The sequence below is a fragment of the Mycoplasma sp. CSL7503-lung genome (genome assembly GCF_025515455.1).
Lineage (GTDB): Bacteria > Bacillota_I > Bacilli_A > Mycoplasmatales > Metamycoplasmataceae > Mycoplasmopsis.
In genome coordinates this window covers 1-25,014 of sequence record NZ_JAOPHP010000006.1, presented here as the reverse complement: position 1 = coordinate 25,014, position 25,014 = coordinate 1, and the positions used below count along the sequence as shown (strand labels likewise).

The window sequence follows — 25,014 nt, the reverse complement described above, 5'->3', positions numbered from 1 at the left end:
TTTATTTTTGTTCTTTTTTACCAATTAAGAATGCAGCTAATTTAACTCCATCTTTACCTTGTATAAGAGTAGGGCTTTCTTGTGGATTAGATTCATCAATTAATTTTGCAGTTATGTTTTTAGATAATAAAACTTTTTTTACCTCAAACTCTTTTTTAAGTCAAACATTTGAAATAGGTTTATTATCTCCGTTAAAAATAAATAACACATATGTTCCATCGTGATTATCTCTTAAAACTGTTTCATTATATTTAAAATCATCTTGGTAAATTTCAGGTCTTAATTGATAATCTAATACTATTTCGGGGTTAGCTATATTTTCAACTTTTTGTTCACTTACAGATGGAAAATCTTTTCTAACTTGAATTAATTTAGAAACAAGTTTATAAAAACCATTAGGATCAGAGATTAAATATTCTGTATTACCTTCACCAACAGATGCCTTAGGTAAAATTTGAGCTCCGTCTCTTTCGTCACTAAAATAAACTTGTTTAGACATATCACCTCAACACCAAGGTTCACGAACGTTTGTATCACCTTCTCCTTTATTACCGCCTTGCATTAATATTTCATCACCCATGTAAAGAGTCGGATATCCTCCTCTTGTTAATAATGAAAATACTGCATATTCGTATGCTGATCTTTCTTGATCACTAAGTGTATTAGGTTCTGCACCTACCTTACCATGAGAAACAGTATTTCTAAAATATGTAATTCATCTATCAACATCGTGATTTTCTAAATGAGGCATTCATTCTCTTGCAATCCCGTTTTTATCTTTAAGACTATTTAAAACATTTCTTTCGTCTTGGGGACTAATACTTACATTTGTATTGTATCTTCATTTTGTTGCATCAATTAAAGAACCTATCGCCATAGAATCATCTTGTTTATTAAACCAAAAATCTTTCGAATTTCCTTTATCTGTAGCGCCAGCAGGATCACCTCATCACTCACCGAACATGAATGGAGAATTTGAAGATCTTGTTACACCTTCTTTTTCAGCATCAGCATAACCTTTTTCCGCTGCTTTTCTTCATTCAGATAATAGTTTAGTTGTTGTAGAAGCGCCAGACTCTGTACGTTTAAATCTATTTTCACTTTGGAAGAAATGATAGAATGCATCGTATCTAAATCCGTCTACACCTTTTTTAGCTCAAAAGTAGTGAATATTTTTTATTTCTTCTTGTAACCTAGAATTAAATAAATTTAAGTCAGGCATACCTGATCAAAATTCTGCCACTCAATGTTTATTTGTAGTTCTTACTGGATATGTTTTACCATCATAATCTGTAAATTGAGAACCGTTTTGAGGTATTGCTTTAAAATAAGTTCTTAAGTTAGAATCATCAACACCTTCTCTATTTGCTCTTCCTCCACCAACATTTGTGTAAAAATTATAAAAACTTCTATATGTTGATTTATCATTTAAAAGCGCACTTTGGAATCATGGATGTTCGTATGAAGTATGATTGAAAGCCATATCTAGAACAACCCTAATTCCATTTTTATGTGCTTCAATTAAGAAGGCATCAAAAGCTTCCATCCCGCCAAGTTCTGGAGCAACTGCTGTATAGTCAATTGCATCATAACCATGATATGTAGATGCTGGAAATATAGGAGACAAGTAAAGAGTATCTATTCCTAAATTAGTAAAATAACTTAGGTTATTTTTTAATCCAATAAAATCTCCTATACCATCTCCGTTCCCATCTGCAAATGAATAAACCATTAATTGATATACAACATTAGATCTCTTTGCTTTGTTATTAAAAGGAGCAATAGCTTTTACATTTTCGGCTTCGTCAGAGTATGTAAAATTATTTAAACTTTTTTGTCTATTTATCTCTACAAATTTTGGATTATTTCAACCAATTCAATTTTTTCCTGATTCTTTTCTTCTTTTTTGAAAATCGCTTTGTTCGTAAGCTACCAATTTGCTTTTAGCATTATCATCAGTTTTTGTTGTCGAACAACTTAAAGCAATTAGTGATGTTGCTGGGGCTAAAATACCAGCTGTTAAATGTAATAATTTTATTTTTTTCTTCATAGTATTATTAATTATAGGCAATTTTAGAAAATTTCCTCATCATATATTATCTATTTTTTCTAACTTGATACATCAAATAGTACTATATTAAAAAAATACATTAAGACAATGTATTTTGGTTAATCAAGTAATATAATCCTATTAGTGCAGAATCGTCTCCCATTTCATCAAAAACTAATTCAACATTATTAAAATGGTTAAAATCACTAATCTTTTTAGCTTCTTCAAATGCATCTATAACAAATTTTTTGTTTGCTAAAGCTAGGCTACCACCAACAAAGAAAACTTGGGGAGCAATAATTCCTGCACTAATTGCAAACATTCTTGTTAATGCGTCTTTTGCCTCAAAAATTATTTTTTTAGCAATTTCGTTAGTTGATTCTAATTCGAAAACTTCTTTTGCATTATTAGCAATCTTATAAAATTGAGCTTTTGTTGCTATTCCACTGCCTGAACAGTGTAATTCTAATGCATAATCATTTATTAAACGATGTTTTTCGCTAAAATTTGTTGTTGATACAGGTATTTGTGCAATTTCTTGAGCATAATAATTATTACCATGATAAATTTTATCATTTATAACTAAACCTGCACCAAAACCGGTACTAATTGTGAAGAATTGACTAACATTGACATCTTTAGTATATTTATTATGATTTGCTAAAGCCATAGCATTTGCGTCGTTTTCAAAGACAATTGACTTTAAGTTAGTTTTAGATAATAAGTAATTTTTAACATCAAAGTTAACTCAAGAACCTAATAAATTAGGGCTTTTTAAAACAATACCATTTTTATAATCGCTAGGCCCAGGTATACATAAAGCAAGATGTTCAATACTATATTTATTAACTTGATCGATTATTCAATCGCATGTAATTTCAGCACTATTAATATTTGTTTGTGTTTTATTTTTCATCAATATTTTGGCATCTTTATCGAATAAGGCAAAACGCACATTTGTTCCACCAACATCTACTGTTGCATATTTCGTATAATTCATATTAATATTATATATTGTTATTATATTTATTTAATTAAAAATAATTGCATATAAATGCAATTATAATTATCCACAAAATTAAAGTATATGGGTCTAAAAGTTAATTTTTGGTTCTGTTTTATTTTTGATTCTTAAAATATTTGGCTTATGAGAGTAAGTTATTAATGAAACTAAAAATAAAGAAATTAATGGAATTATAAAATAATAATTTATACCTGAAATGTTATTAAAAATACCAAGTTCTCCGGTAATAATTCATGGAATAAAAAGTACCACACTAGAAGAAATTGATGCACTAATGCTTGCTACTGAAACATATTTTTTAATATATAAAACTAAAAAATATATAACAACAAAAACCAAAAAGGAAATTACATTTATACTTAACATTAAACCAACAAAATTTGCGACCCCTTTTCCGCCTTTAAATTTATGAAAAACAGGAAAAACGTGACCTAACACAACCGCAAAACCACCAAATGTAGGGATTAAAATTAATTCATTGTAAATCTTATTCACACTTTCAAATGTGTTTGAAACTTCTAAATTAATTTTTATACTATTGTTTATAAGCTTAGATATTCCGTATGATAACAATATCACAATTATAGGTTTTAAAATATCTACAACTAAAATAAAAGTTCCAAAAAATTTACCATATACACGTCTAGCATTAGTAGAACCGGCATTTTTAGAATTAAATTCGCGTAAATCTTTTTTGAAAAAATATTTACCTAATAATATAGATAAATTAATTGAGCCGACCAAATAACCAATTACAACAAAAAGCAAATTAGTTAATATAGATAAATAAATTTCCATTTTTCTCCCTTTTAAAAGTGTAATTATATAAATTATATATTTAATTTTTCTGTAATTAATTATATAATAAATACTATGAATGAACAAAAACAATTTGATGTAAAAATAGTTGAATTACCAGATAAGGTTTTAAGGAAAAATTCCTTAGATGTAGAATTACCGCTTTCTAACGAAAACATAAAATTAGCAGAGCAAATGATTTACCATATCGATGATTCACAAACAGAAGGAACAAAATTTAGACCTGGTGTAGGTGTTGCTGCAGTTCAATATGGAATTCTAAAAAATGCTTTTTATATTTTTATAAAAGACGAAAAAGAAAAAGTTATTTTTAAAGATGTACTTTTTAATCCAAAAGTTGTTTTTAAAAGTAAAGAATTAGTAGCACTAAGCGAAGGTGAAGGTTGTTTATCTGTTCCTGAAGAATGACCAAATCAAGCAGGTTATGTACATAGAAGTAAAAGAATAATAGTTGATGCTTATAGTTACTTCGAAAAGAAATTTTTAAGATACGAAGTTACAGATTATTTAGCTATTGTTTTTCAACATGAATTAGATCACTTAAACGGTATGCTTTTTATCGATCGTCTAAAGAAAAAAGAACCTTGAAAAAAACTTAAAAAATCTACTTATTTATAGACAAATTATATGGAGAGGAATACAAATGAACTTAAACTACGTTAGTTACTTTTCTGAAAATAGTTCTTCAGAAAAAAGTAAAGACGCGATATCACAAATTTTAGAAAAAATTAACTCGTTTTTTACGAAGTTAGATGTACCTAGCTTAACATATATAATACCAATTGTTATTATTGCGCTTTTTGCAATATCTTTTGTTGTTGGTATGTGATTGAGAACAAAATATATTATTGCTAAAATTGCTTCAGTCGGATTAACAATTATATTTTCTATAACCGCTGCAACTTTGATGCAAAATAACGAACGTTTTAAAGAATATAAAGATGTAATACCTTTTGTAATTACATTTGCAGCTTTATTATTCTACTGATTGTTGAGGGGTATTTTCTTCTCAATCACCCTTTCAATTCACTTTTGAATGCGTAAAAGAAGAAAAAGAATTGACAAACAAAAAGGTTTTGTGACAAAGACAACAATGAGATTAATAACCGGAGCCTCAAATATGATTGCTTCATCTTTTGGTATTTTCTTATTTAGTAACGTTTTACTAAGTGCAAGCCAAAAAGACAACAGCACATCAAAGGCGAGCCAAGTTGCTGTCAAAATAATGACTGGAGGTAAGGGGGCTAGCCTTAACGGTATTGGAAATTTTGCAATATCAGTTTATCAAGTATTGACTAGTGGTGAACAATTGTTTAATGATTATATTAATAACCCTGATAATAAAGATGCTAAAGAAAAATTTGAAAAAGTTATGGAAGGGTTTACAGAAACATTAAACGATCCTAAATTAAGAAAGATTGTTTTAAATAATCTTGACAAAATACCACAATTAAAACAAATGAATGTTATAGACGATGAAACAGCTGCAAAAGTACGTGCTAAAGTTACATCTGATGATCCTAGATACGTAACAGCCTCAAAAGATGAGAAAAAAGAAATTGCTACACAATACTTTGTTGATAACATTTCACAAATATATGATGAATATATTAAAGATTCATTAGACAATAAAACTAAATCAATATTAGGTAATTTTTCAACTAACTTAACAACAGAAGCTAAAGAACAACTTTCAAGTAAAATATCACAAATCGTAGAAAAAAATATCCAAAGAGAAGAAAATAAAATTATAAACTTTGATAAAGTTATTAACTCTTTATTTTCAGAATTGGAAAAAAGAGAGAAACAAAAAGACAATTCTAGTGAAAAAATAGAAAAAACAGAAAACGAAAACCCTAAATCAAATAATAAAGAAAGTGAAAATAGTGGAATTTTAAAATCCATCTAAAATTTAATTATGTTTAAACCAAAACAAAATAACACAAATTCTGTTAACATCGAAACAGGTCAGATACCAGTAAATTTACAAACTTCACAAATTAACAATAGTTCTCTTTTTGTTGATCCACAAAAACAACTTAATCCATCAACATATTCGATAATAAAAAAAGAAAAAAGAATAAGATACCTTTCTTTCACTTTGTGAGGAGTATTATTCCTTCTATCTTTAGCTGCAATTGGTGTAAATTATTTTTTAAACACCGCAAAAGATCCTCATAGAGGAATAGGATGATACGTACTAATTGCATTTGTACTTTTAATTTCATTCTCCGTTTCTGTTAGAAGTTTAATTAAAATTTCAGGTTGAAAAAACGTTGAGAAAAATTACAGATCTAATTATTCTAACGGTGACGCAGCATCAAGCACAATGTTTGCTGATTTATACAAAGCATTAACTCTCAAATCATTAAGGCTTACATGAATATTCGTTTTCTTCACTACTTATTTCCTAATTTTTAACTTAGCAATAATAACACTTTATTTTGGTATAGAAGAAGTAACTATCGGACAACCTTTTAATGAAAGCGAAACAAATGGTTCACTAAATTTACATATATATTTAAACTTAGTGAAAAATCTTGATTCAACATTTGGAAATACAACTACATTGCTAGCAATTGATGGTGGTGTGTTTGTTGGAATATTTGCTTTATATTTATTCATTACTTTATACGATAAAAAAAGAATTCAAGATGTAAAAGCTCAATTTGGTACTGCTGAATCAGCAATAGCTGTAATGAAACTTGTTGAAGAAAGAAAAGCAAGTGAAAATAAAGCATGATTCAGAACATATATAATTATATTTATATTAGTTGTATTATTGCCACTTGTTTTAATAATATATCTTTCATATAGAGGAATTATTAGAAGAGGCAAAAAATAAAATGAAATTATTAGTTATACTTGAAGATAATTTTAATGACTTAGAATTAGTAACTCCGATAACAATTTGAAGTCGTTCAAATAAATTTGAAAAAATTGATTATTTTAACCCTGTACTCAAAAGCGCTAACGGACAACTAAATTTATCTAAAATAGATAATATCCTAAATGAAGTTGATTTTAAAGATTACGATGCCATATTTATCCCAGGCGGTAAAGGTGCGCAAGTTTTAAGAAAAAACTTTAAGTCACACGAATTGATAAATAAATTTGTTAAAAATCAAAAACTAGTTTGAGCAATTTGCGACGCTCCGAATGCTCTAAAAGAAAATGATTTAATTCCAGAAAATACTAAATTCACAAGCTTTCCTAGCGAATGAAGTAAATTATTTAGAGATAATAAAGATTATGAAGATACAGATGTAGTAGTATCAAATAATTTTATAACAGGAAGTTCTGCTATGACTGCTGAAAAACTAGCATATAAAGTTCTTGAAGAAATTTTTGATAAACAAACTGCAATAGATACTTATAAATCTATAATAGGAAAATAAGAAAAGTTAACATTCTGCAATGTTAACTTTTTCTATATTTAAATGTAAATATAAATTGTGTTCCAAATAAGATAAATGAAATTAATTGTCAAATTAATCCACCAATAAACGGACCAACTTCTGCGCCTCCAACAGAAGATATTATTAATAATATTCATCAAATTATTCAAACTAAGTTATTTAATTCATAAATCACATACATTCAAATTGATATACCTTTTCAATGCTTATGTCTTCAAGAAAAAATTAGCTGTGGCAAGAACGCAAATGTAGTTAATGATGGGAAAATTAATGCCATAGCAGTTTGAACATCTGCGGTTCATCTAAAGTCAGAAACATTTCTTATTATTATAAAACTTGTTCAAACTAATAGAAATATTAATAATCCTAAATATGCTATTTTCTTTCTAAATAAGCTAAACTCTTTTTTGAAATAATATAACAAACCAATCATGACTGTATATAAGAATAAACAAACTGAATTAGCAATTAATGTTGCAAATAATTTCTCACTACCAAATGATGATCAAAATGTTCACATCAATACTCCGGTATGAAAAATTCAAAACGAAACAAAATTGATATTCCCTGTTTTCTTAGTTTTAATGATGTTGATTAACTGCGGTAAACTTAAAATCATCACAAATACCGCTGCTATTCACGATAATACGTCAATTGTATAATTCATAGGACAAAATTATAACACATTATTAAATTTTAGTATTTCTATGATAGTTTCCCCTATTGCATTTGTGTTATTTTTACCAATAATTCTACTTGCAGCTTCCTTTGCATCGTCTGTTGCGTTGCCCATTGCAAAACTTAAGTTAGCATTTTTTAACATTGCAATATCGTTTCCACTATCACCAAAACTAATCAAATTTTTATGTGATAAACCTTCTAATTCTAAAACTTTTTCAAGACCCTTTAATTTATTAACACCTAAAGGGTTAATGTCAGTATACACTCCGTTGGTTAGAAAAATTGAAACCTTGTACTTATCAAGCAACTTAATAATTTCACTAGTTATCTTTTTCGCAAGTTTTTTAGGATTTCTAGTTGCGATTTGAACAATATGAAAATTATTATTTTCTATATTATTTTTCAAGTCTTGTATATTACAAATGTTTAATATATTAAGATCCATTTTATTTTCATTACTTAGCCAATTAGGTATTTTACTTTCAGGTAAAATAGTACAATTATAATCTAACGAATCTATTGTTAATACTAGTTTATTTTCATCTGAGTATTCTCTAATAATATCAAATATGGCATTATCTAATTTGCCTAACACAAAGGTTTTTTTGTTTTTTATATCGTATATAACCGCTCCGTTAGAACACACAAAATAATCAAAATTATTAATAGTATTTTTATTAAATAAAGGTAATACTTTACTTATACCTCTTCCAGTAGCTATTACATTTAGATTACCTGATTTTTTAGACAAATTCAAAGCATTAAAATTAAATTCTGAAATGCTATTATCTTCACCTAAAATGGTTCCATCCAAATCAAAAGCAAAAAGTTTTTTCATTTATAAACTCCTATCGTTTTCTTATAAAAAGAAACATTTTTAATTATATATATTTATTTGTATTTTTTATAAAATTAAAAAATAAAACTTAATAAACAAGACACAAACTTAGATTTTTTTTTAATGAATTAATATTACTATTATAACTTTTAAACAATAATAATTATTAGTTAATGTATAAATTAAATTATTGTATAATATAAATACGCTTAAATATTATAATCTAAATAAGGAGGAAAAATGAGCAAACGTACATACCAACCTAATAAACGAAAACATGCAAAAGTTCACGGTTTTAGAGCAAGAATGAAAACTGCCAATGGTAGAAAAGTATTAGCTGCTAGAAGAGCTAAAGGTAGAAAACATTTAACAGTTTCTGACAAATAATAAAAGCACCAACATGAAAAAAATATATCGACTAAAAAAGAATTGGGATTTTCAAGAAATAATAAGTAAAAACAATTCATTACATAATAAATATATTGTTTTATACTACAAGAAAAGTAATTCTTTTAAAATGGGTATAACAATACCTAAAAAATTTGAAAATGCTGTTGGTCGTAATTTTAATAAAAGACAACTCAAGGCAATAATAAATAATTTAAATCCGTATGATTTAAATTATGATTTTGTTATTATTGCAAGAAAAGAGTTTTGTAACTCTCCTTTTTCTATTAAAAAAGTAGAAATACAAAAATTATTTGAAAGATTTAGAAAAAATGAAAAATAATAACTTTAATTATTTTAGAAACAATAACAATAGTTCGGACGAAAAAAAAGAAAAAGCTAAAAAAGGTTTTTTTAAATGAATGAAAATCATTTTATATCTTTTAATTTTTGGTCTAACTATGACAGGTTGTATTCAATCATTTGTTTTGAAAAATTCAACAACCGTTGGTAACGGTATAGAATTTTTCACAAATAAAAATGATATTGCACCTAGAGTTAATACATTCAAAGAACGTGAATATGGTAATGAAAAAACAACAACATTACCTTTAGTTGACAATGACGGAAACGATACAAAAAAAAAATTAGAAATATCAAAGCTACAAATATTAGAACAAAATGCTGATAAAAACATCTATGTTAATGATAGAGAAATTTTATCTAAATTAAGAGAACAAACCACAGAAAACGGTGGTCAATACGGTGTCGAAACTAATGGTCAAAAAATATTCTTATCCGCTATTAATATTGAAAGCCAAAAAGATAATAACAATAGATTTATTGTAGAAAAAAATGGTAGATATTTATTTAAATCTGCTAACTCAACTTCTTATAAATATGTAAACGATATTGATGATATTGTATTGCTAAGATTTTTACCTAATACCGCTATTCCATATATTGATGTAAAGAAACATAAAATAGATGTAAAATCTGCAGATGGTAAAAAAACAATACAAAAAGATGTTTACAATGTTGATAGTAAAGGAAACTTATCAGTTAACTTTATTAGTGGTTTACAATTAGTAAATAACTACAATGAAAAAGACAAAAATATTACAAACGTAAACGATAAAATTACAATTGCAAACTTTATGTTTGCTAGAGATGTTTTACAAGAATTTTATAATTATACATTTGGTAAAAATAGTAAATTTTTAAGTGATTTAAATAAATATACAATAAATAAAATTAACGACGAAGACTTTACATCAGTATCAGAATATTTTAAAAGTTTAATAAAAGACGACAAAAAAGTAATAGTTGCTCAAGATAGTGATGAAACTTTATTTGAAGTTTCTCAACCGGAATTAACATTAATTAGAATGTACCAAGAAACAATGCTTAATTATCTAAATTCTTTAGGATTTGTAGAAAAAAGAAAAGATAAAAACGACCCAAAAAGTGTAGAACAATCTAAAATTATTTCTTCTAATATTAATAAGTATAATTTTGAAGAATCAAAATTAAACGTTATTAATAAAGAATTATTGTTTAGAGGTGATTATCCTTTACAACCTATTTCTAATTGAGCACAATCGTGAGAATATGGACCATTCTATGGTTTAATAGTTTATCCATTATCAGTTGTTGTGCAATCGTTACAACAATCACTACCTGATTTAAAAGGGTGAGAAGCAATTATCGCCATTGTTATTTCATTGGTTTTAACAAGATTAATAGCATTAGCATTAACTTTTAAAACTAAAATGTCACAATCATTACAAGAAGGATTAAGATATAAAAAAGCGGCAATAGAAGCTAAATATCAAGGTTTTGAAAAAAATAAACAAATGAAAATGAGAAAAAACCAAGAAATTCAAGCACTATATGCAAAATACAATATTAATCCTTTAGATCAATTTGGTAGTTTATTAATATCAATGCCTATTTTCCTTGCTATGTGAAGGGTTATTCAAGGTATTCCTGAAATTAAAGATACAGTTTGATTAGGATTAAACTTCTCTTCAGTTTCATTCCAAAAAGTTATGGGTGGAGACTTTAGTTATCTATGAATTTTAGTACTAACTATAGCAATCCAAATACTTTCTCAATTATTACCACAATTCTTAAATAGAAAAAAATTCAAAAGAACTACAACAATCTCAGAAAAGAACGCGCTTAAAAAATCAGAAAAAACTCAAAAAATTATGGTCGCGGTGTTCGCAATTATTACAATTATGTTCGGAGTTGGTGTTCAAATTTATTGATTATTCGGTGGATTATGACAAATGCTTGAAGTTCTTTCATTACACAAACTTAAGAAAACAAAATGGTTTAAAGAAAAATATTCTAAAAAACTAACTAGAAAATCATAAAAATGACTTTAGCAAATGCTTAGTCATTTTTTATATGCAAAATCATAAAAATTTATTAAAAAATATATATAAAATAAATGCAAATTTTAACTAACAAAATACTTATTTTTACGCTATTTTTTGCTTTGTTGATATATCAAGAATTTAAACAAAATTTAATGCTAAAAACGCTTATTTTATATAATACTATCACTATGAATTTAAGAAATAAATCAAGCAAATTCTACATAAATTTCGATAAAGAATATTCATATCAAAAAAATGATTTAGGTGTTTTATTTAAAAACAATCTAATTCAAGTTAAGATTTGGCAACCAATTGCTAAAAATGTAGAATTATTAATTTTCGACAAAAACGATAAAGAAAAAATAATAAATACATTACAAGGAACTAAAGAAAAAGTAATTTGAAAATTTGAGTTACCACTCGAATATGAAAATTTCTTATATCAATTTAAAATTACCCATAGTAACGAAAGCGAAACCTACGCGTTAGACCCTTACGCTTATTCGTTGGCTTCTTTTGACTGAAAAGGTGAAGAAACAAAAGTTGGAAAAGGTATTTTACTTAATATTAATTCAGACAAAAATGGAAACAAACCAAAAAAACTAATTTTAAGAAAAAATAATCACGTAGATGCAAGTATTTATGAATTACATGTTCGTGATTTCACAAGCGCTTTAAATCAAAAAGATTTTAAATCCAGACTCGGAACATTTAATGCATTGAGAGAACACAATTTATTTAGATACGTAAAAGACCTAGGAATTACACACGTTCAATTATTGCCTATTCAATCTGCTTACACCGTTAATGACAACGAAACAAAGATATACAAAAAAGGTGAAGGTAAAGGATGAACAACAAATTACAATTGAGGTTATGATCCGCATAATTACTTTACAATCAACGGAATTTATTCTTCAAATCCTGATGACCCACACGCTAGAATTAAAGAACTTAAAAAATTAGTTCAAGATGCCCACAATAATGGTGTTGGGGTTATTATGGATGTTGTTTATAATCACATGATGACTAATTCTATTTATGATAATATACTTCCAGGATATTATTATAGAGATAACGCTAAAATAACTCCTGTTAATTATGCGCCTTTAGCAGATGAGCGTTATATGGTTAGAAAAATAATGGTGGATTCTTTAAAGTATTTTGTTAAATATTTTAATATTGATGGTTTTAGATTTGATCTTTCATCATTCCATCACAACGAAACAATCGATTATATTGCTAAAGAATTACGTAAAATTAATCCTAATATAATTTTACACGGAGAAGCTTGACCATTCTCTGATTTAAAATTTAAGGATTCATATATTAAAGGAGTAAAATCAAATAATATTGGATTTGGTTACTTTAACGATTCTCTTAGAGATGCGATTAAAGGATACGAACACAATGATTTTAAACCAGGATTAATATCCAAATATAATAAAACACTATTTAAAAGATACGTTACATCGATTGTTGGTGGTATTAAAGATTTTAATTTCGGCAACGCAAAACACTCACGCGAAAAATATGTTTTATATTCAGATGATATAGCAACAAATTTAGCCTACGCTGCTTGTCATGACGGTATGACACTTTGAGACAAAATTAATACAACTACTACTAATTTAACTTTTATAGAACGTATAGAAACTTATCGTCAAGCTTTAATGATGACCACTTTCACCCAAGGAAGACAATTTATTTTAGCTGGTACCGAATTATTACAAAGCAAGCCGTGTGATTACTCTGGTGAAGAAGGGTTTAAATGTAAAGTTTCAGAGTATGATGATTTTAATGAAAAACCAGACAAAAATTCGTATCATCCAAACTCATACAAAACAACAGATTATGTAAATGCTATCAAATGAGAACATCTTGATAAAGAAGGTGTTAAAGAGTTTATATATGACTTCTTCAAAAAAATAAATAACTTTAGAAATAAAACAAAATTCTTTAGATTAGCAACAAACGAAGAAATTAATAAATCATTAAAATTTACAAAAACAAATATTCAAAAAGGGATTTTAAGTTTTACAATTTCACTAAATAATGAAACAATAGAAGTAATACATAACTTTTCGAACCAAGAAATTAATTACAAATTAAATGATGGCGACAAAATATTATTTAATTCAAGAATAAAATTTAAAAAAGGAATTTTAGATAAAAATTCTTCAATATTATTAAGGAGAGCATAATGAAAAATGTAATTAAATTAAAAGATAGAGTTATATATCAAATTTTTCCTAGATCATTTTATGATTCTAATAATGACGGAGACGGTGACTTAAAAGGAATTACAGAAAAGTTAGACTACTTAAAAGAATTAGGAATTGATAGTATATGATTAACACCAACATACGAAACAAATTTCGTAGATGCTGGTTATGATGTTTTAGATTATAAGTCAGTATGAAAACAATTCGGAACTTTAGAAGACTTTAAAGAAATGGCTACTAAGGCAAAAGAATTAGGAATTGACATTATAATGGATATTGTTTTAAATCATGTTTCAAATGAACATGATTGATTTAAGAAAGCAATAGAATCTAGAGATAACATAGAACACAATTATTTTATTTGAAGAGATAAATTAAATGACGAAGAAAAGAAAGCTCAAAGCATTTTTGGTGGTTCTGCATGAGAATTTGTTCCTAGTGTAAATAGATATTATTTCCACTTATTTTCAAAAGAACAAGTAGACTTAAATTGAGCACATCCAGACACAATTAAGGCTATGGTTGATGTTATTAACTTCTGATATGATTTAGGTGTTCGCGGATTTAGATTAGATGCAATTAAACACGTTGCAAAGACATTTGATGATGTTAATGCAAACCCATATTTTGCATGATGTGATGGTGCAGTTGATTATTTAAAAGCGTTCAATCAACAAGCTTTCTTTGATAAACCTGACGCTTTCACTTTAGGTGAAGCAAGTGGTATTACTGCGGAAGAATTATTAAAATACGGTGATGGAGAATCAAAAGTTTCTCAAAACTACTACAATTTCTCATGATGATGAATTGGTTGAAGCAACAAGACCGGAAGAAATGGTTTTGATGCAAACTGAGATTACAAACAATTTGTTTATCAACAACAACCTTTCCAACATAATGAAAAAATTAAACCTGAAATGTTTACTAACTTCTTATCAAATCATGACACTTCACGTAGTATTTCTCGTTGAGGTGATGAATCTATTTTTAGAGAGGAATCTGCAAAATCTCACGCTTTAATGCTAATGACCTTAAAAGGTATTCCATGTATTTATTATGGAGAAGAAATAGGTCTATTAAATACACATTTTGCAAATAGAGATGAATTTAGAGACGTGGACGTTGCTAACGGATTTGCAGATTTAGTGGACCAGAAAAAAGTTTATAGTGAAAGTGAATTTATAAAATATTTAAATATAAATTCTCGTGATGCTGGTCGTTCACTAATGCAATGAGATAATTCAATAAACGCTGGGTTTAATAAAGGTAATAAACCATGATTTATTTTAGGTAGAAGCCAAAAAGAAATTAATGTTAAAGATGCTTTGGATGATAAAAATAGTATTTTTTACTTTTATAAAGAATTAATTTCGATGCGTAAAGATAAATTTCATGATGTTTTAGTTGACGGTACTTCAAAAATAGAATTATTATCAACTGGAGTAGCAAAAATTACAAGAAAATTTGAAGAACAAGAATTAATTGCTATATTAAATATTACAAACAAAGAATTAATTTTAGATGAAGAATTAAAGGGATATACACAGCTTTTATCTTCATATAAAGATAACAAAATAGTTGCTAATACGTTGAGACCATTTGAATCAATATTATTAGCCAAGAAAGAGGTTTAAAATGAAAGACTTTTTAAAATATGATTTAGAAAATAAAACAGTTACACAAGTTAAATTTGATCGTAATGTAACCGCTAAAACAGAAAGTATTTTTGCTTTAGGTAACGGTTATATGGGTATAAGAAGTGCTGATGAAGAAAAAGCTTCATATAACAAAGAAGATTTCTTCGTTAATGGTATGTTTAACAAAGATACAAAAGATGATGTATCAGAATTAGCTAATTTAGCTGATTTAATGACTACTCCTATTTTTATGAATGGTTTACAATTTGATCTTAAAAATAGAGATGAATACGCAAAAACACTTTACATTCGTGAAGGATATTTAAAAAGAACTGTTGTTGCAAAAAGAGGAAGCGGAAAATTTGAATTTAATTTTGAACGTTTTGTTTCAAATGCAGATGCAAACGTATACGGACAAAAAATTACAATTAAAGTTTTAGAAACACCAGAAAATAATGCTGTTAAACTTACTCTTAAACCTGCAATTAATGGTCAAGTGACAAATAGTGGTACACAACACTTCGGAGAAGGTAAAAAAGGAAGACCTACTACCGAATCATTACAAATGGAACAAGAAACAACTTTATCTAAGAAACTCGCTGTACACAACATGATCACTAGATTATTTGTTAATGGTAAACACATAAAAGGTGGACATGACGATTATGTTGTAGAAATGCAACGTCGTTATGTTGGATTCAAAATTAACATTGATGCAAAACCAGGTGATATTATCGTTTTAGAAAAACTTATGTCTGTTCACACAAGTGTAGATGGTAAAAAATTCTTACTTAAACATGATATTGTTAAAGAAAATGCAAACCTTAAACATGCTGAACTTTTAGCTCAAACATACGATAACTTAAAAGAGGCATCAATTAATACAATGGACGAAAGAGTTTGAAAACAATTTTATGTTCAAATTGAAGGTCAAAGTGAAGAAAGTAAATACGATTCACTTGCATTAGATTTTGGTATTTTCCACTTAAACGGATTTGTTCCAAGACACTCAACAAACATGAATGTTGGTGCAAAAGGACTTTCAGGTGAAGGTTACCAAGGACATACATATTGAGATACAGAATTCTTTATTAACCCTATTTACTTATTTAATGAACCAAAAATTGTTAAAAACTTATTAACATATAGATATAAAGGTATTCAAGGGGCACGTGCTAAAGCTAAAGAAATTAAAGAACGTGAAGAAGAAAGTAACTTATTAGGTGCACAATTCCCATGAGAAATGGCATGACCAACAGAAGGTGAAGTTTGTCCATATTGAGGTCAAGCAGACGTTGCTACAGGTAAACAAGTCCCTATAGCTTCAAGACGTCAAGAAATTCACGTTTCTGCTGACGTTGCTTACGCCGTTAACCAATACTATAATGTAACTAAAGATGAAAAATTTATGGAGAAAATGGGATTTGAAATGATAATCGATACAGCTATTTTCTACCAAAATAGAGCTGAAATTCAAGCTGATGGAAGTTATGAAATTAAAGACGTTATGGGACCTAATGAATATAAAGGTAATATAGATAATAATGCTTATATAAATATGTTTGCAAAACAAAACATTGATTTAGCTTTAAAATACATCAAATATTTAAAAGCTAAAAAACCATACGTATGAGCATCTATTAAACAAAAAATACCATACGCAATTAACGTTTCAAAATTAAAAGAAGTTTCAGAAAAATTAGTTCAACAAAAACCAAATCAAGATTTAGTTATTGCTGAAAACGACCAATTCTTAAAATTACCTAAAATGGATATTTTACCATTCCAAATGCTTGGAGACGCTGGTAAAAAACTATTTAATACTGCAGAAGGTATTAAACGTTTATCATCTCAATTAGTAAAACAAGCGGACGTAGTTTTACTAACAAACATATTGCCACACTTATATTCAAAAGAAGTTCGTGAAGCAAACTTTAATTACTACGAACCACTTACAACACACGATTCATCATTATCTCCTGCAACATACGCAATTGAAGCAGCAAGACTTAAAAAAATTGATAAAGCATATGATATTTTTAAATATGGAATTAATATCGATTTGGGTCCAGCTATGCATACTTCAAACGCAGGAATTCATGCGGGTTCATTGGCTGCTATCTATCAAATGATAGTATTTGGATTCGGTGGACTTGATTGACATGATGACAAATTACATTTAGATCCAATTTTACCTAAAGCATGATCTGGATTAACATATAGATTTAAATATCAAGGAACACTATTTGAAGTTATTCTAGAAAAAACACAATTTAGTATCAAAACAATAGGAACATCAAGATTTGACGGTGTGATATATATTCACGGTAAAAAAGAATACATTACAAATAAACCATCATTCTTCGAGGTAAAAAATGACTAAAATTAAAGGGTTTATTTTCGATTTAGACGGAGTTATTACTGATACAGCAGTTTTACACTTTAAAGCATGAAGAGAAATAGTTAAAGAATTTGACATCGATTACACAAATGATGACAATGAAAAATTAAGAGGTTTACCTAGATTAGATACACTTAAAGCGATTATCAAAATGAAAAAACCTGATCTTGTATTATTAGAATCAGAAATGGTTGATATTGCAACAAGAAAAAATGATTTATATAAAGTTTTATTATCTACAGAAATTAACAAAGATTCATTATTACCAGGAGTAGGAAAATTCTTAACAGACGCAAAAGAAGCAGGAATTAAATTATCAATTGCTTCAAGTAGTTATAACGCACCTACAATTTTAGATAAATTAGGGATTAAAGAAATGTTTGATTTTATTGTTTATCCTGGTGATGTTAAAAATGGAAAACCAGCACCTGATATCTTTATTCAAGCAGCCGAAGGTGTTAATCTATCAGTCGATGAATGTATTGGATTTGAAGATGCTCCAGCAGGTGTGCAAGGTATTAAAGACGCAAACATGTATGCTATTGCCATTACACACGGATCATCTGAAGACTTTTCAAAAGCTAACACAATTTATAAATCAACTTCAGAATTAGATTTTCAAACAATTATTAATCTAAAATAAAACTAAAAATCAGGATACTAGATATCTTGATTTTTTTATTAAATTAAAAATAAAAATTAAATTCTGGTAAATTATCGAAAATATTTAATAAAAAATATCACCATTTAATTTTTTATATTATAATAATAGTGCTCAATTAAATATTTTTAGAAATTAGCTTGAAAAAAAGATAAAATTATGTTATACTATACTTACTAGAAAAAAATAATTAATTTTTTACAAATTCTTTTTTTGTAGTATAATACTATAGCCTAAAAAATAAGTTGGAGAAGTAGCTCAGCTTGGTAGAGCACTACATTTGGGCTGTAGTGGTCGCAGGTTCAAATCCTGTCTTCTTCACCATTTATGGGGGGTTAGCTCATTTGGCTAGAGCGCCTGCCTTGCACGCAGGAGGTGGTGGGTTCGAATCCCATACTCTCCACCATATATGGCACTGTAGCTCAGTTGGTTAGAGCATCCGGTTCATACCCGGAAGGTCAAGAGTTCGACTCTCTTCGGTGCTACCAAAAATAACTATAAATCCATTATATTTATTGGACCTATAGCTCAATGGTTAGAGCAACCGGCTCATAACCGGTTGGTTACAGGTTCGAGTCCTGTTAGGTCCACCAATAAAATGGGTGATTACCCAAGTCCGGCTGAAGGGAGCAGTCTTGAAAACTGCCAGGGGCTTCACGGCCCGCGGGGGTTCGAATCCCTCATCACCCGCCATTTTTTATAGTTTATTAATTTTTATATCGCGGAGTGGAGCAGTTTGGCAGCTCGTCGGGCTCATAACCCGAAGGTCACAGGTTCGAGTCCTGTCTCCGCAACCAAATGGTCCAGTGGTAAAGTGGTTTAATACGCCTCCCTGTCACGGAGGAGAACGCGGGTTCGATCCCCGTCTGGACCGCCATTTATGGCCCTGTAGCTCAGTTGGTAGAGCAACAGATTGAAGCTCTGTGTGTCGCTGGTTCGATTCCTGCCGGGGCCACCATTCAAAATAACTCTATTTTGGAAGCTACATTTTAGCTTATAAAATAGAGTTATTTTTTTATTTTATAATATAATTAAAAATATTTAAAATATATCTTTGTGGAGAAAATATGAATTATAAAAAAACACTAAACATGCCTAAAACTGATTTTGAAATGAGAGCAAATTTAACTCAAAAAGAATCCAAATTTAGAGAACTTTGAACAACAAGCGAAGTTTATAAAAAAGTTTTAGAAAAAAATAAAAACAACCCTCGTTTCATTTTACATGATGGACCTCCATACGCAAACGGTGACATCCATGTTGGACATGCATTAAATAAAATTTTAAAAGACATAATAGTAAGATACAAAACACTTAGAGGTTTTTACTCTCCATTTGTTTTTGGTTGAGATACTCACGGTTTACCAATAGAACATAAAATGTTGACAGAGGCAAAATTAAATAAAGATGAATTAAGCCCTATTATTATTAGAAAAAAAGCTGCTAAATACGCCTTAAAACAAGTAGACAAACAATTAAAACAACTTGAATTGCTTCAATTGTTTACTAACTACGATAAAAAATACATAACACTTGATAAAAAATATGAAGTTAAACAATTAGAAGTTCTAAAGAAACTTGTTTTTGATGGTTTAATTTACAAAGGTCTTAAACCTGTCTACTGATCACCAAGTTCACAAAGTGCTTTAGCAGAATCGGAAGTTGAATATCAAGATGTTGTCTCACCTTCTATTTATGTTGCTTTTAATGTTGTAAATTCTACTTTTAAATCAATTGAACCAAATGATAAAATTATAATTTGAACAACAACACCATGAACATTATTAGCAAATGCAGGTGCGGCTTTAGGTGAAAAAATAGAATATAATGTTTTATCATATCAAAACCAACGTTATATTGTTGCTAAAGAATTACTAAACGAATTTGTTTCGAAATTAAACTGAGAAGAATATAAAATTTTAGAAACATTTATTGGTTCTGAAATTGAGAATCATTTAATTTCATATAGTACACCTATAACAAAAGTTGAAGCACCATTAACTTTAGGTCACCATGTAACAACTGAATCTGGTACTGGTATAGTTCATATAGCTCCTATGTTTGGTGAAGACGACTATTTAATTGGTAAAAAATACAATTTAAATATGATAATGCATATTTCTGATAAAGGATATATCGAAAATACAAATACACAATTTGATAATATTTTTTACGAAGATGCAAATAAACTAATTGGTCAATTTTTAGGTTCTGATTTATTACATTTTAGTCGTTTTAAACACTCATATCCACATGATTGAAGAACACATAAACCGATAATTTATCGTGGAACACCACAATGATTTGTTTCGATTGATAAAATAAGAGACAAAATACTTTCAGAAATCGAAAATAACATAACTACATATCCAGAATGAGCACACAAAAGACTTTATAATATGATTTTAAATAGAGGTGATTGAACAATTTCAAGACAAAGAACTTGAGGTGTTCCATTAATTTTCTTTTATGATAAAGATAAAAACCCTGTATTCGAAGAAGAAATTTTTGACTATGTGATAAACCTTGTTTCCCAATACGGAACAGATGTTTGATGAGAAAAAGACACTGATGAATTATTGCCAGAAAAATATCGGGGAAAAGGCTTTACTCGTGAAATGGATATCATGGACGTATGATTTGATTCTGGTGTTTCAAGCATCGCTGTAGATATTGATAATGAAAACGGAATTAAGCCTCCTTATGATTTATATTTAGAAGGTACAGACCAATATCGTGGTTGATTTAACTCTTCAATCATTAATTCTGTAGCATTCAACGGTTTTGCACCTTATAAAAAAATTGTTTCTCATGGGTTCACTGTTGATAAAAAAGGTGAAAAAATGTCTAAATCTAAGGGTAATGTTATTAATCCACTAGATATAGTTAAAAAACGTGGAGCAGATATTTTAAGATTATGAGTTGCTAACTCAGAATACTCAAACGATATTTCAATTTCTGATGAAATATTAGATCAAAATACCGAAATTTACCGTAGAATTAGAAACACAATTAAATTCTTGTTAGGTAACTTAAACGATTTTGAATATAATTCAAAACTAGAGCGTACTGGAATTCATTTATATATTAAAAATCAATTGGAAAATATTAAAGAAACTATTTTTAAAGCTTATGACGAATATAAATTTATCAACGTTATTAAAATATTAAACAATTATATAGTAGATCTTTCTAGTTTTTACTTAACAATAACAAAAGATATTTTATATGTTCAAAAAATTGATAATCCAGAAAGAATTATGGTTTTAACAAACCTTTATGAAATAACTGAATTCTTAATACACATAATTGCTCCTATTTTACCAACTACAGCAGAAGAAGCTTTTTCGTTCTTTAATAATAAAAATAAATCAAGTTTATTAATGCTTTCAGAATACATGAATAATAATTATTTTAGATACGATAATGATATTTTAGAAAAATATCAAGAATTCTTCAAACTACGTGATGAAGTTAATGTCCTAATAGAAAAAGAAATTAAAAGCGGTTTAATTAAACGTTCAAATGAAGCACATTTAATTTTAAACACTAATTCTGACTTAATTAAATCACTAGATTTAAAAACATTATTAATGGTTGGTAAAGTAACTTTTGATAATACAAAAGAAACACAAATAGTAACATTCGAATCTTTAAAATGCGAAAGATGTTGAAACCACTTTGAGGAAAATGATTTCGATAAAAGTAATAGCATTTGTTTAAGTTGTTCTGATATCGTAAAGGACTTTCCTTTAGATGAACTTGAAGATTAAAAATTCGCTACAAAAAATTTCACAAAACAAAAAAAGAATTTTAGCTAGTTATATAGTTATATTTGTAGCATTTATTATTTTCTTTTCTATAGATCAACTAACAAAAAATTTATTATTTAAGCACGGTGATATTTTTACACTAAATAATGAAGGTTTAATAACAGACGGAAACAATTATTTTCTTCCCGAAAAAATATACCAAACCCCAGAACAGTGATTAGATTACAAAATTATTGGTGTGCGTAGTATTTGACATGGGGGAGTAACATTTTTAACTACAAGAAATACCTTTATAATACAATTTATCGGTATAGCAGTTGCAATATTCGTTTTAATATCTGTTCTTTTTTGGCAAAAGCAAAGATTTGTTTTAGCTTTCTTATTAGGTTTGGTTTTAGCCGGAGATATGGGAAATGCAATGGATAGATTTATATTCAACGGATATGTAAAAGACGTATTTTATACACCTTTTGCACAAAGTCGTGGAACATTCAATTTTGCTGATTTATGTATTTTTATTGGAATTGTTTCAACAATAATATACTCTTTATTCATTAATTTCTTGGAACATAAAAATGAAAAGAATAACAAAAACCAAAAATTAATCATTAAATAATTTAAATATCAAAACATTAAAGTTTTTAAAATGTTTTGATATTTTTTAATTCTAAATAGAATCGTTTTAATAACAAAAAAGCGCTTTTTGTGTTAAAATTAAAATACTATGGAAAACACAATGTACAAATCACTAATGCAAATTAAAGAAAAACATGAAGAGTTAGAAAAAGCACTTTTAAACCCTGATGTTATTTCTGATATTAAAAAATATAACAAAATTAATAAAGAAATTAATTCAATAAACGATATAGTTGAAACTTTCAAAAAATACTTAAACAACGAGGAAACATTAAAACAAGCTAAGGAATTACTTTCGATTGAAAAAGATGATCAAATGATTCAATTAGCAAAAATGGAAATTGCTGAAGCAGAAGAAAATATGTCAAAATTAAGTGAAGAACTTAAAATTCTTATTTTACCTAAAGATGAAAATGATGATAAAGATGTTATCGTAGAAATTCGTGGTGCTGCAGGTGGTGACGAAGCTAATATTTTTGCGGGCGACTTATATAGAATGTATTCAAAATGATGTGCTCAAAATAATATGAAAACAACATTATTGGATGCTACAGTTGCGGAAGCTGGAGGTTTTACATTAGTAACTTTTTCTGTTAAAGGTGATAAGCCTTACTCAAAATTAAAATTTGAAAGTGGTGTACATAGAGTTCAACGTGTTCCTGTAACAGAAACAAAAGGTCGTGTTCATACATCTACTTCCACAGTTACTGTTATGCCTGAAATTGATGATGATATTGAAATTGAAGTAAGAGCCGAAGATATTAGAGTGGATGTATTCCGTTCAAGCGGTAACGGTGGACAATCTGTTAACACAACCGATTCAGCAGTTAGAATTACACACTTTGCAAGCGGTATAATAGTATCTTGTCAAGAAGGTAAAAGTCAAATTCAAAACAAAGAAATCGCGATGCGTATTTTAAAATCTAAATTATATGATTTAGAACTTAAAAAGAAACAAGAAGAAGAATCAGGATATCGTAAATTAGCTGGTTCAGGTGCTAGATCAGAAAAAATTAGAACTTACAATTATCCACAAGATCGGGTAACTGATCATAGAATTGGATATTCAACTTCTCTAAATTCCGTTATGGAGGGGAAACTTAACTCAATAATTGACGCTCTTTTAACTGAAGAACAAAACGAAAAAATAAAAGAAGCTGGTATTTAATGCCTTCCAAAGAAGATTTACTACTAGAAAAAAGAAGATATGGACTTAAAGAGGAAATATCTTCTTTTGAATTAGAACAATTAAATATTGGCATGCCTGTACAAAAAATAATGGGTTATATTGAAATGGCAGATATTAAAATAGATATTAGACATAATGTTTTAATTCCTAGATATGAAACAGAAGAATTAATTTATTTAGCGTTCCAAGAAATAAAACAAAATGGATTCAAATCAGTATTAGATCTTTGTTCAGGTTCTGGATTTATAGGTTTGGCGATTAAAAATAAATATAAAGATATATCTGTTACGCTTTCGGATATATCGGATGAAGCAATCAAATCACAAGAACTAAATAGTAATATCAATAATTTAAAGGTTAATATTTTACAATCAGACCTATTTGAAAATATAAGAGGTAAATTTGATATAATCGTTTCTAATCCTCCCTATATAGGAAAAGATGAAAAATTAAATATCTCTGTTTTAGATTTTGAACCACATAATGCTTTATTCGCTGAAGATAATGGTTTATTCTTTTATAAAAAAATTATCGAACTTGCACCAAAGTATCTTAATAAAAACGGAGTTTTACTTTTTGAAATAAATCCATTACATACCGAATATTGAAATTCAATTAAAAACAAATTCAAACTATTAGAAATAACTAAAGATTTAAGTAATAAAAATAGATTTGTTAAAATAATTTTTTAACCTAAAAGCACTATAGATAAACATTTTTATACCTAAAATAAAATATAAAACGAAACACTTATTGTGCTTAAGTTAGGTGAAAAAAATTTGACACTCCAAAATAAAGGAGTGTTATTTTTATGTCCAAACATTTTACATTTGAACAAAAAGTTAAATATTGCAAAATTATTGATCAAACCGATTTTAAAACAGCAT

At 27.8% G+C, this 25,014-nt stretch carries 21 protein-coding genes and 8 tRNA genes; 24 read left to right on the top strand and 5 right to left on the bottom strand.

Translation table 4 applies throughout. The annotated features are described in order from the left end of the window. Position 1 precedes the first annotated feature (1 nt). The 3 genes from N9R85_RS01380 to plsY form a co-directional block, all read right to left on the bottom strand. On the bottom strand, positions 2–2,050 hold the full coding sequence (locus N9R85_RS01380) for an alpha-amylase family glycosyl hydrolase (protein ID WP_262858269.1): 2,049 nt from the start codon (positions 2,048–2,050) through the stop codon (positions 2–4). A gap of 100 nt (positions 2,051–2,150) precedes the next feature. Beyond that, a complete protein-coding gene (locus tag N9R85_RS01375) occupies positions 2,151–3,050 on the bottom strand; it encodes an ROK family protein (RefSeq protein ID WP_205852414.1) in 900 nt (299 codons plus the stop codon). 93 nt (positions 3,051–3,143) lie between these two features. Further along, positions 3,144–3,872, bottom strand: a complete 729-nt coding sequence (gene plsY / locus N9R85_RS01370; RefSeq protein WP_262858268.1) for a glycerol-3-phosphate 1-O-acyltransferase PlsY — start codon at positions 3,870–3,872, stop codon at positions 3,144–3,146. Positions 3,873–3,947: 75 nt separating this feature from the next. Between plsY and def the strand changes: the two genes are divergently transcribed. The 4 genes from def to N9R85_RS01350 are packed head-to-tail and all read left to right on the top strand — an operon-like array spanning position 3,948 to position 7,291. Further along, positions 3,948–4,511, top strand: a complete 564-nt coding sequence (gene def / locus N9R85_RS01365) for a peptide deformylase (RefSeq protein ID WP_205852132.1) — start codon at positions 3,948–3,950, stop codon at positions 4,509–4,511. A 25-nt stretch (positions 4,512–4,536) separates the two neighbouring features. Then, positions 4,537–5,802, top strand: a complete 1,266-nt coding sequence (locus tag N9R85_RS01360; protein WP_205852133.1) for a hypothetical protein — start codon at positions 4,537–4,539, stop codon at positions 5,800–5,802. A 9-nt stretch (positions 5,803–5,811) separates the two neighbouring features. Further along, positions 5,812–6,738, top strand: coding sequence for an MSC_0882 family membrane protein (locus tag N9R85_RS01355; RefSeq protein ID WP_205852134.1), 927 nt, complete (start codon positions 5,812–5,814; stop codon positions 6,736–6,738). Position 6,739: 1 nt separating this feature from the next. Continuing rightward, positions 6,740–7,291, top strand: coding sequence for a DJ-1/PfpI family protein (locus N9R85_RS01350; RefSeq protein WP_262858267.1), 552 nt, complete (start codon positions 6,740–6,742; stop codon positions 7,289–7,291). A gap of 22 nt (positions 7,292–7,313) precedes the next feature. Here the strand turns inward: N9R85_RS01350 and N9R85_RS01345 are convergent, their stop codons facing one another. Beyond that, positions 7,314–7,745: a PQ-loop domain-containing transporter gene (locus N9R85_RS01345; RefSeq protein ID WP_262858266.1), complete on the bottom strand. Its 432-nt coding sequence runs from the start codon at positions 7,743–7,745 to the stop codon at positions 7,314–7,316. On the opposite strand from N9R85_RS01345, the gene N9R85_RS01340 reads away from it, so the two are divergent. Then, the gene (locus tag N9R85_RS01340; protein WP_216490242.1) at positions 7,744–7,974 is read left to right on the top strand and encodes a hypothetical protein; all 231 of its coding nucleotides are present in this window, start codon (positions 7,744–7,746) and stop codon (positions 7,972–7,974) included. The genes N9R85_RS01345 and N9R85_RS01340 overlap by 2 nt on opposite strands. Before the next feature lie 14 nt (positions 7,975–7,988). Here the strand turns inward: N9R85_RS01340 and N9R85_RS01335 are convergent, their stop codons facing one another. Then, entirely contained in the window at positions 7,989–8,831 is an 843-nt protein-coding gene (locus tag N9R85_RS01335) for an HAD family hydrolase (RefSeq protein ID WP_262858265.1), read from the bottom strand. 240 nt (positions 8,832–9,071) lie between these two features. On the opposite strand from N9R85_RS01335, the gene rpmH reads away from it, so the two are divergent. From rpmH to prmC, 19 genes are all read left to right on the top strand, one after another. Further along, positions 9,072–9,218 (top strand): 50S ribosomal protein L34, encoded by a 147-nt coding sequence (gene rpmH / locus N9R85_RS01330; RefSeq protein ID WP_205852138.1) that lies wholly within the window; start codon positions 9,072–9,074, stop codon positions 9,216–9,218. 13 nt (positions 9,219–9,231) lie between these two features. Then, complete coding sequence (gene rnpA, locus N9R85_RS01325; RefSeq protein ID WP_205852139.1) at positions 9,232–9,561, top strand: ribonuclease P protein component; 330 nt, start codon at positions 9,232–9,234, stop codon at positions 9,559–9,561. After that, positions 9,551–11,599, top strand: a complete 2,049-nt coding sequence (gene yidC, locus N9R85_RS01320) for a membrane protein insertase YidC (protein WP_262858264.1) — start codon at positions 9,551–9,553, stop codon at positions 11,597–11,599. The genes rnpA and yidC overlap by 11 nt, the downstream gene beginning before the upstream one ends. Positions 11,600–11,793: 194 nt before the next feature. Continuing rightward, positions 11,794–13,809, top strand: a complete 2,016-nt coding sequence (locus tag N9R85_RS01315; RefSeq protein ID WP_262858263.1) for an alpha-amylase family glycosyl hydrolase — start codon at positions 11,794–11,796, stop codon at positions 13,807–13,809. Then, positions 13,809–15,464: an alpha-amylase family glycosyl hydrolase gene (locus tag N9R85_RS01310; protein WP_205852406.1), complete on the top strand. Its 1,656-nt coding sequence runs from the start codon at positions 13,809–13,811 to the stop codon at positions 15,462–15,464. Before N9R85_RS01315 ends, N9R85_RS01310 begins: the two co-directional genes overlap by 1 nt. Before the next feature lies 1 nt (position 15,465). Beyond that, positions 15,466–17,850: a glycosyl hydrolase family 65 protein gene (locus N9R85_RS01305; protein ID WP_262858262.1), complete on the top strand. Its 2,385-nt coding sequence runs from the start codon at positions 15,466–15,468 to the stop codon at positions 17,848–17,850. Beyond that, positions 17,843–18,511 carry a beta-phosphoglucomutase gene (pgmB, locus tag N9R85_RS01300; RefSeq protein ID WP_262858261.1) on the top strand — a complete coding sequence of 223 codons (669 nt, stop codon included), beginning with the start codon at positions 17,843–17,845 and terminating at the stop codon, positions 18,509–18,511. Before N9R85_RS01305 ends, pgmB begins: the two co-directional genes overlap by 8 nt. A 265-nt stretch (positions 18,512–18,776) precedes the next feature. After that, positions 18,777–18,853 (top strand) — tRNA-Pro (locus tag N9R85_RS01295). Between the two features lie 5 nt (positions 18,854–18,858). Next, positions 18,859–18,935: transfer RNA gene (locus tag N9R85_RS01290), tRNA-Ala, on the top strand. Between the two features lie 5 nt (positions 18,936–18,940). After that, positions 18,941–19,017, top strand: a tRNA-Met gene (locus N9R85_RS01285). Positions 19,018–19,046: 29 nt separating this feature from the next. After that, positions 19,047–19,122, top strand: a tRNA-Ile gene (locus N9R85_RS01280). A 7-nt stretch (positions 19,123–19,129) separates the two neighbouring features. Next, positions 19,130–19,222 (top strand) — tRNA-Ser (locus N9R85_RS01275). 27 nt (positions 19,223–19,249) lie between these two features. Next, positions 19,250–19,326 (top strand) — tRNA-Met (locus tag N9R85_RS01270). 3 nt (positions 19,327–19,329) lie between these two features. Then, a tRNA-Asp gene (locus N9R85_RS01265) sits at positions 19,330–19,406 on the top strand. Positions 19,407–19,411: 5 nt separating this feature from the next. Further along, positions 19,412–19,487, top strand: a tRNA-Phe gene (locus tag N9R85_RS01260). Positions 19,488–19,596: 109 nt separating this feature from the next. Then, positions 19,597–22,302: an isoleucine--tRNA ligase gene (gene ileS / locus N9R85_RS01255; RefSeq protein WP_262858260.1), complete on the top strand. Its 2,706-nt coding sequence runs from the start codon at positions 19,597–19,599 to the stop codon at positions 22,300–22,302. Continuing rightward, entirely contained in the window at positions 22,286–22,918 is a 633-nt protein-coding gene (locus N9R85_RS01250; protein ID WP_262858259.1) for a signal peptidase II, read from the top strand. The genes ileS and N9R85_RS01250 overlap by 17 nt, the downstream gene beginning before the upstream one ends. Before the next feature lie 108 nt (positions 22,919–23,026). Beyond that, positions 23,027–24,106 (top strand): peptide chain release factor 1, encoded by a 1,080-nt coding sequence (gene prfA / locus N9R85_RS01245; RefSeq protein WP_262858258.1) that lies wholly within the window; start codon positions 23,027–23,029, stop codon positions 24,104–24,106. Beyond that, on the top strand, positions 24,106–24,819 hold the full coding sequence (prmC, locus tag N9R85_RS01240) for a peptide chain release factor N(5)-glutamine methyltransferase (RefSeq protein ID WP_262858257.1): 714 nt from the start codon (positions 24,106–24,108) through the stop codon (positions 24,817–24,819). Before prfA ends, prmC begins: the two co-directional genes overlap by 1 nt. Positions 24,820–25,014 lie beyond the last annotated feature (195 nt).